Genomic DNA, 8,001 nt, shown 5'->3' with positions numbered 1-8,001 from the left:
CGCCCTGAAGAGCTGGGCGGTGCCGAAGGGGCCGTCGCTGGACCCGTCGGTCAAGCGTCTGGCGATTCATGTCGAGGATCATCCGCTCGATTACGCGACGTTCGAAGGCAGCATTCCCGAAGGGCATTACGGCGCCGGTGATGTGATCGTCTGGGATCGCGGCGTGTGGATTCCGCTGGACGATCCGCACAAGGCCTATGCCAAGGGCCGACTGAAGTTCGAGCTTCAGGGCGAGAAGCTCGGCGGCGTTTGGAATCTGGTGCGTACGCACATGCCGGGCAAGAAAGAACAATGGTTCCTGATCAAGCATCAGGACAACGCCGCGCGACCGCAGGATGATTTCGACGTGCTGGTCGCCGAGCCCGACAGCGTGCTCAGCGAGCGCACGATTGTTGGCAAATCGGCGGCTGCTGCCGATAAAGCCAAACCGGTAAAAAAGGCCCCGGCCAAGCCGCGCAAGCAGGCGTCCGGGCAGCTTACCGGCGCGCGCAAGGCCAAGTTGCCTGCACTGATCAAGCCGGAACTGGCGACGCTGGTCGACAGCGCACCCGAAGGGCAGTGGAGCTACGAGATCAAGTTCGACGGCTACCGGATCATGGCGCGGATCGATCACGATGAGGTGCAGCTGTTCACCCGCAATGGCCACGACTGGACGCACAAACTCCCGCAGCAGGCCAAGGCACTGGCGGCATTGGGTCTGGAATCGGCATGGCTGGACGGTGAAATGGTCGTGGCCAATGAGCAAGGCGTGCCGGACTTTCAGGCGTTGCAGAATGCCTTCGATGCCGGGCGCAGCGGCAACATTGTTTATTACCTGTTCGACGTGCCGTATCTCAATGGCGTCGACCTGCGCGATGTGCCGGTGGAAGAACGCCGCGCCGCGCTGAGCACCATCCTCGGTGCGCAGAAAGAATCCTCAACGCTGCGCTTCTCCGAAGCCTTCGAAGAAACCCCGGACGCGCTGCTCAACAGCGCCTGCCAGATGCAGATGGAAGGCCTGATCGGCAAACGCCTCGGCTCGCCTTATGTGTCGCGGCGCAGCGGCGACTGGATCAAGCTCAAATGCAAGCATCGCCAGGAATTCGTCATCGTCGGCTACACCGATCCGAAAGGTGCGCGCAGTGCCTTCGGTGCCTTGCTGCTCGGCCTGCACGACCGTGACAGCGGCGAGTTGCGCTATGCCGGCAAGGTCGGCACCGGTTTCAACGAAACCACATTGAAAAGCATCCTCGCCCAACTCAAGCCGTTGCAGACCAAAAGCGCCGCAGTGGTCAATCCGCCCAGCGGTTTCGAGGCCAAAGGAGTGCACTGGCTCAAACCCAAACTGCTGGCCGAAGTGGCATTCGCCGAGATGACCAAGGACGGCTCGGTGCGCCACGCCGTATTCCATGGTTTGCGCGATGACAAACCGGCCAAGGACATTACCGAGGAGCGAGCGAAGCCTGTGAAAGCTGCCAAGTACGAAAAGAACGAAAAAACCGAAAATACCAAAACCGCCGACAAGCAGCCGGCAAAGAAAACCGCCGCCAGCAAAAAAGCCGAGACCGCGCCGTCGCAATCAGGACTGGCCGGCGGCAAAGTACGCATTACCCACCCGGATCGGGTGATTGACGCGGTCAGCGGCACGACCAAAATGCAACTGGCGCAGTACTACGCCAGCGTTGCCGAATACATCCTGCCGCAACTCAAGGATCGCCCCGTGGCGTTGGTGCGTGCACCGGACGGCATTGCCGGCGAATTGTTCTTCCAAAAGAACGCCGAACGCCTGGCTATCCCGGGGATTACTGCACTAGACAAGGACATCACCGGCCAGCCAGTGATGATGATCAACAATCCCGAAGCGCTGGTCGGCGCGGTGCAGATGAGTACCGTCGAGCTGCACACCTGGAACGCTACAAAGGTGGATCTGGACAAGCCCGATCGTTTCGTCCTCGATCTCGACCCGGATCCGGCGCTGCCATGGAAAAGCATGGTTGAAGCCACCGCGCTGACCCTCACCGTGCTCGATGAGCTGGGCCTCAAAGCCTTCCTGAAAACCAGCGGCGGCAAAGGCATTCACTTGGTGGTGCCGTTGACGCGCAAGCATGGCTGGGACGAAGTGAAGGACTTCAGCCACGCCATCGTCAGCCATATGGCCAAGTTGCTGCCGGATCGTATTTCAGCGGTGTCCGGGCCGAAAAACCGCGTCGGGCGGATCTTCATCGATTACCTGCGCAACGGCCTCGGCGCCACCACCATTTGCGCCTACGCCGCACGCGCGCGGGAAGGCATGCCGGTGTCGGTGCCGCTGTACCGAGAGGAAGTCGCTGAAATCAAGGGCGGTAATCACTGGAACATCTACAACGTTCACGAGCGTCTGACCGAAGTCGGTGATGAGCCTTGGGCGGACATGAAGAAAACCCGTCAGACCATCACCGCCGAGATGCGCAAACGCGTCGGCATGAAAAAGTGATCAGGTGTCGCGCAGCAGGTCGTGGGCGTTGAGCAGTTCGAAGGCGATTTGCGGGTGGTTTTCCAGGCCCTTGCGAATCGCTGCCGGGATCGCCGCGCGAGTCTTGCGACACAGGCCTGGCAGCTCGTCGATCTGAATGGCGATGCCGCGCATGGTGCGGACTTCGTTGAAACCGGGGGCGACGTCGACGCGGATGCCGAGTTGCTCGTACATACGCTGTTGCAGGCGTTTAAGGTCGTCGAGGTCTTTGAGTTGTTCCAGGCGCGCCAGAAGAATTTTTTCCTCTGCGCGAGTCAGGCGCAGGATGCGCAGATCGGCGCCGGGGGTTTCCAGCAACGGATCGCGCCCGCAGATGCAGGCGCCGGGAGGGCAGGGTGAGCGCAAGGGCACGGTGGTCGTCATGGCCTCCATCATAGAGGCCGTCGGACATGTTTGCCTATGCGCACTCAGCGGCCGTCCATCGGCCGCTGCTTCCCTCGTGACTACTGCTGCACGCCTTCGTATTGCACCAGAATGGCGTTGGCCAAGTCTTCATCACTGGCGTTCAAGCCAGGGTTGGCCTGGCGCACCTGTTGCAGTACCGACTCAAGATAAACCCCACGAATGGCCCCGCCGCTGGCGACGAAGGCAGACACGTCGTCACGGGCCGGAATCACCATTTTGTCGTCCTTGAAGGTCGAGTACAGCGACGCGGACACACCTGCCGAAGTGGCGACATCACCCGCGTCAACGCGGGCCAGCGCCGAACCGACCGGCAGGCAAAGCATAAGAGAAGAAATCAGGACTAACTTGCGCATGACGTGTTCCTCCACAAGCGCTAAGCAAAAAGGGAAGGGACTACATAACCTCAGAGGTGAACGGCGCGCGGGAGTTCCGTAGGCCGCAAAAACGTAGCGGCGAGGAACCGGGCAAAACCGGCAAGGGTCTACCGCTTGCCTGTATTGCCGAGAATCGACCCATGCTCGTCAGAGTCAGCGATAACGTTGCCCAACCGGCAGATACGCGGATCGAAGCGCTTTTGCTCGCTGGATTTGTCTGCCTGACCATCGCGCTCGGCCTGTTCCCGCGCAGCCGCGTCGACTGGCTATTGGAAAATGTCCTGGCGTTGGCGCTGGTGTTGACCCTGCTGCTGGCGCATCGGCGTTTTCGCCTGTCGACGCTGTCACTGGGGATGCTCTTCGCCTTCCTGTGCATCCATGAAGTCGGCGCGCATTACACCTATTCGCGGGTGCCTTACGATCAGTGGGGCACGCTGTTGACCGGGGTCAGCGTCAACAAAGTGCTGGGTCTTGAACGCAATCACTATGATCGGCTGGTGCACCTTAGCTATGGATTGCTGCTGGTCTGGCCGATTCGCGAAGTGCTGCTGCGCCTGACGCCGTTGCGTGGCGCGTGGTTGGCGCTGTTGACCTTGAATGTAGTGCTGGCGACGTCGGCATTGTATGAATTGATCGAATGGGTCGGCGGCGCTTACCTGGGCGACGACACTGGCCAGGCCTTCGTCGGTGCGCAGAACGATCCGTGGGATTCGCAGAAGGACATGGCCCTGGCGCTGTTCGGCGCCGGGCTGTCCTTGCTGGTGTTGACGCGCTGGCGTCGAGCGCCGCCCTGAAGGATCAGATCACGCCGCAGGCCATGCGATCACCGCCACCGCCCAGTGGCTTGGGCATGTCGGAATGGTTATCGCCGCCGGCGTGAATCATCAGGGCGTGGCCCTTGATCTCGGAGATCTTCTTCAGGCGCGGCGCCAGCACCGGGTAGTTGGCGACCCCGTCAGCCGTCACATATACCGCTGGCAGATCACCCAGATGCCCGTCGGCGTACGGGCCGAGATGCTTGCCGGTTTTCGCCGGATCGAAATGCCCGCCAGCGGCCAGTGCGGCGCCTTTGACGCCATCCTTGGTGCCCGCTTCGCAGCTGCCGTTTTCATGGACATGGAAACCGTGAATACCCGCTGGCAACGATTTCAAGTCCGGGGTGAACAACAGGCCGTACGGCGTCTCGCTGACAGTGACCGAGCCGATCGCCTGCGGCGCGCCGTCGGCGCTGACCAGATTGATTGCGACTTTCTCCGTTGCTGCCTGTGCGGTGCCGATTGCCAACGTGCCGAGCAGACCAAACCACAGTGCGCGTTTCATAAGCGTTTCCTTCAGCTGCATGAATGTTCGAAGCGCTGGATTGATAGCCTGCCGGGGTTAACCGGCGATGAAGGCAGTATCCAGCGGCGCTGCAAGGTGTGACCGAGTTCACGCTGGAAAAGTTTTGCCGGATTCAAGTCGCCGCCGACATCAGCCGATACGCTCTGTGTCGGCAGTTCCCTGCACATAGGCTTAACTGAAATCCGACAAGCGCAATCCAGCGTGCCCACGGGAGATTCAACGGTGTCGATCAAACTGCGTTTGGTGTTGCTGATTGCGACCAGCCTGCTGACGGCGCTGATCGTGAGTCTGGTCAGTTACGTCGGCAACCTGCGGATGGCCACGGCGGTCGGCGATAACACGGTGAGCATGAGCGCGCTGCGCAATCACATGGAAGCGGACATGATGCACGACGCCCTGCGCGCCGATGTCTATTCGGCGATGCTGGTCGGCCTGGGCAAAAGCACCGCCACCGCCACCGACGTGCGCGATTCGCTCACCGAGCACGCCGGGCATTTTCGTGAAGTGCTGGATGACAACCTCAAGCTGCCGATCAACCCGGCATTGCGCACGGCGCTGGAGCAGATCAAGCCGAGCCTCGATACCTACATCAAATCCGCCGAGCAGATCGTCGGCGTGGCGCTGGACAATCCGGATGCCGCCCAACAGCAGCTCGGCACGTTCAATAGCGCCTTTACTCAGCTCGAAGAGCAGATGGGCGCGCTCAGCGAACTGATCGAAAACAACACCCTGCACACCAGCGAAGGCACCGAAGCGGCCATCCGCCACGCCAATCTTGCGCTGGCAGTGGTGCTGGTCGTCAGTCTGTTGCTGCTGCTGATTCAGGGGCGCTGGGTGATCCTGAGTATCATGGGGCCGCTCAAATCCGCCAGCCGCATCGCTGAAAGCATTGCCCATGGCAATCTCAGCGAACCGATTGTCGAGCCCGCCGGCAAGGACGAAGCCAGCGTTTTGATACGCACGTTGGCGACCATGCAGCGCGATTTGCGCAATATGATTGACGTGGTCCGGCGCAACGCTCACGGCGTCAGTGGCATGAGCGAGGAGCTCAGCCACGGCTGCCATCAGGTCGCCGACAGCAGCCAGCAGCAAAGCGTTGCCGCCGGCACCATGGCCGCTGCCGCCAGCCAGATGACCGCGAGCATCGAAGAGATCACCCGCCACGCCGAACGTGCCCTGAGCATGGCCAATCAGGCCGAAAACCTGGCCAAGGAGGGTGGCGGGGTGATTCACCAAGTGGTCAGCGACATGGACGACATCGCCCGCTCGGCACAGCAGTCGGCGCAGGTGATCCGCACGCTGGATCAGGAATCCGAGGCAATCTTCAACATCATTCAGGTGATCAAGAGCATCGCCGACCAGACCAACCTGCTGGCGCTCAACGCCGCGATCGAGGCAGCGCGGGCGGGTGAACAGGGCCGTGGTTTTGCCGTGGTCGCCGATGAAGTGCGCAGTCTGGCCGCACGCACCAGCGCTTCGACCCAGGAAATCGCCGCCATGGTCGCGCGCATCCAGAACAGCACGCGCGAGGCGGTCAGCAGCATGGAGGCGGGCGTGGCGCAGGTCGACAAGGGCATGGCGGTGACGGCGGAAGTCGAGCGGGCGATTCGCGAGATCCTCGACGCCACGCTGAACACCACGCAACTGGTCAACGACATCACCCGCACGATTGGCGAACAGAGCCAAGCCAGTAACGAGATCGCCCATCAGGTGGAAATGATTGCGGGGATGAGCGAGGGCAATAGCCGGGTGATCGGGCAGACGGCGACGACTACCGATGAATTATCGAATCTGGCGGGACAGCTGGCGCAGTCGGTGGATCGGTTTCGGTTGTGATAGCGGTAGGACTGGTGTTTATCACGGCCTTATCGCTGGCAAGCCAGCTCCCACAGGGTCTGATGTTGTGAATGCAACGGTGTGTACACCATCATCCACTGTGGGAGCGAGCCTGCTCGCGAATAGGCCAGCTCTGACAGGATTGAATCAGGCCAATGTGCCCTCAATCAAAACCTGAACGCCTGTCGTCCCACCAACAACCATTTCCCACCCTGTTTCTGCCAGATCTGGAAATTTTCGATCTCGGTCGGAATCACCTCAGTCCCCTTCAACGCCTGCGCGGAGAAGTGGTGGCGCACCAATGCGGTATCACCCGACATCGTGATGGTCTGCTTCTGCATCTCCAGGGTCTTGAATGCGCTGCGGCCGGTTTCGATGTCGGCGATGAATTCCTGCTTGTCCTGAATCTTGCCGCTGGAGTGGCCGTAGGTCAGGTTCGGCGCGGTCAGAGCGTTCAACTCGGCGATGTCTTTATGCAGCATCGCTTGGGTCAGGTGATCAACTGCTTGGGCGACTTCTCTTTCCGCCGGGGCAGGGGCGGCCATGGCGCAGGCGCTGAAGGCGCAGAATAAACCGATGAGGAGGCGGGATTTGGTCATGTTGTTTCCTTGTTGTTATTGGGTTGGGATGACTGGCTTTGTTCGTCAGTCATCGTACAACTTAGCAGGTTATTTTCTGCATGAACAACGAGCCGTTGGCGCTGATTCATCAAGTTGCGATGCGTATCGCGCAAAAAACTTTGCAGGCCAATGCCTGATCGCAGTCATGTTTGGTTGCCGATGGCCGATAAGTCTCTGAGCGGAAAAAGACTTTCAAGTCGGGAACAGACGCGCGGGTTCGCCCTGACGTGATATTCTCCGCGCCAAATTTGCTTTGACTTAATTCGGTTGGCTGGCCTTTCCGGCGGGCCGACGGGATCCCTGTCGCTCAAGCAGCTGAAGCCAATAACGATAAGAAGTCAGTTCAGAAGGGACATTAACTGAGGTCGATGCCACATGTCGGCCTTGTGTGCCCACCCGTCAATATTGAAGTGTGCCGGATTGCGCGACGCCAGCCTGAGCGTCAGCAAAGCGCAACGCAGACTGATAACAACGACGGGCGGAAGGCGTTTTATCATAGGTGCAACAGATGTTTAAGAAAGTGAACACAGCCTTGCTCGGTCTGGCTTTGGCGATGGGGATGTCGTCTGCCAATGCTGCCGAAGCCAAGAAAGTCGACGTCCTGCTGATCGGCGGCGGCATCATGAGCACCACCCTGGGTGTGTGGATCAATGAGCTGGAACCGACCTGGTCGATGGAAATGGTCGAGCGCCTCGATGGCGTCGCCCTGGAAAGCTCCAACGGCTGGAACAACGCCGGTACCGGTCACTCGGCTCTTGCCGAGCTGAACTACACCCCGGAAGACGACAAGGGCAACGTAACGATCCCGAAAGCTGTCGAGATCAACGAAGCGTTCCAGGTTTCCCGTCAGTTCTGGGCCTGGCAGGTTCAGCAGGGCGTGCTGAAGAACCCTCGCTCGTTCATCAACACCACACCGCACATGAGCTTCGTGTGG

The 8,001-nt window shown here is 60.2% G+C and carries 8 protein-coding genes and 1 pseudogene; 5 read left to right on the top strand and 4 right to left on the bottom strand.

Features of this window, described 5'->3' with window-relative positions; all coding sequences use genetic code 11:
* Positions 1–2,452, top strand: a 2,452-nt coding sequence (ligD, locus tag OQK_RS26780; protein ID WP_038861846.1) for a DNA ligase D, incomplete at its 5' end; no start/stop codon positions are given.
* On the opposite strand, the gene OQK_RS26775 is transcribed toward ligD, so the two are convergent.
* On the bottom strand, positions 2,453–2,854 hold the full coding sequence (locus OQK_RS26775) for a hypothetical protein (protein ID WP_038861845.1): 402 nt from the start codon (positions 2,852–2,854) through the stop codon (positions 2,453–2,455).
* An 80-nt stretch (positions 2,855–2,934) separates the two neighbouring features.
* Positions 2,935–3,249, bottom strand: coding sequence for a DUF2388 domain-containing protein (locus OQK_RS26770; protein ID WP_016775151.1), 315 nt, complete (start codon positions 3,247–3,249; stop codon positions 2,935–2,937).
* A gap of 161 nt (positions 3,250–3,410) precedes the next feature.
* Between OQK_RS26770 and OQK_RS26765 the strand changes: the two genes are divergently transcribed.
* Positions 3,411–4,064: a DUF2238 domain-containing protein gene (locus OQK_RS26765; RefSeq protein ID WP_016775150.1), complete on the top strand. Its 654-nt coding sequence runs from the start codon at positions 3,411–3,413 to the stop codon at positions 4,062–4,064.
* 4 nt (positions 4,065–4,068) lie between these two features.
* On the opposite strand, the gene sodC is transcribed toward OQK_RS26765, so the two are convergent.
* Positions 4,069–4,590 (bottom strand): superoxide dismutase family protein, encoded by a 522-nt coding sequence (sodC, locus tag OQK_RS26760; RefSeq protein WP_016775149.1) that lies wholly within the window; start codon positions 4,588–4,590, stop codon positions 4,069–4,071.
* Between the two features lie 336 nt (positions 4,591–4,926).
* On the opposite strand from sodC, the pseudogene OQK_RS32155 reads away from it, so the two are divergent.
* Both OQK_RS32155 and OQK_RS32150 read left to right on the top strand, forming a co-directional pair.
* Positions 4,927–5,589 (top strand): annotated as a pseudogene (locus OQK_RS32155) (HAMP domain-containing protein); the annotation flags it as partial.
* On the top strand, positions 5,584–6,447 hold the full coding sequence (locus OQK_RS32150) for a methyl-accepting chemotaxis protein (protein WP_443216344.1): 864 nt from the start codon (positions 5,584–5,586) through the stop codon (positions 6,445–6,447). The pseudogene OQK_RS32155 and the gene OQK_RS32150, both read left to right, overlap by 6 nt.
* Before the next feature lie 167 nt (positions 6,448–6,614).
* On the opposite strand, the gene OQK_RS26750 is transcribed toward OQK_RS32150, so the two are convergent.
* Positions 6,615–7,046 (bottom strand): nuclear transport factor 2 family protein, encoded by a 432-nt coding sequence (locus OQK_RS26750; RefSeq protein WP_016775147.1) that lies wholly within the window; start codon positions 7,044–7,046, stop codon positions 6,615–6,617.
* A gap of 529 nt (positions 7,047–7,575) precedes the next feature.
* Here OQK_RS26750 and OQK_RS26745 point away from each other — a divergent pair.
* Positions 7,576–8,001 (top strand): malate:quinone oxidoreductase (locus tag OQK_RS26745; protein ID WP_038861844.1); only part of this gene is annotated, 426 nt, incomplete at its 3' end.

The organism is Pseudomonas sp. R62 (genome assembly GCF_000257605.1).
Lineage (GTDB): Bacteria > Pseudomonadota > Gammaproteobacteria > Pseudomonadales > Pseudomonadaceae > Aquipseudomonas > Aquipseudomonas atacamensis.
This window is presented reverse-complemented; position numbering and strand designations above follow the sequence as displayed.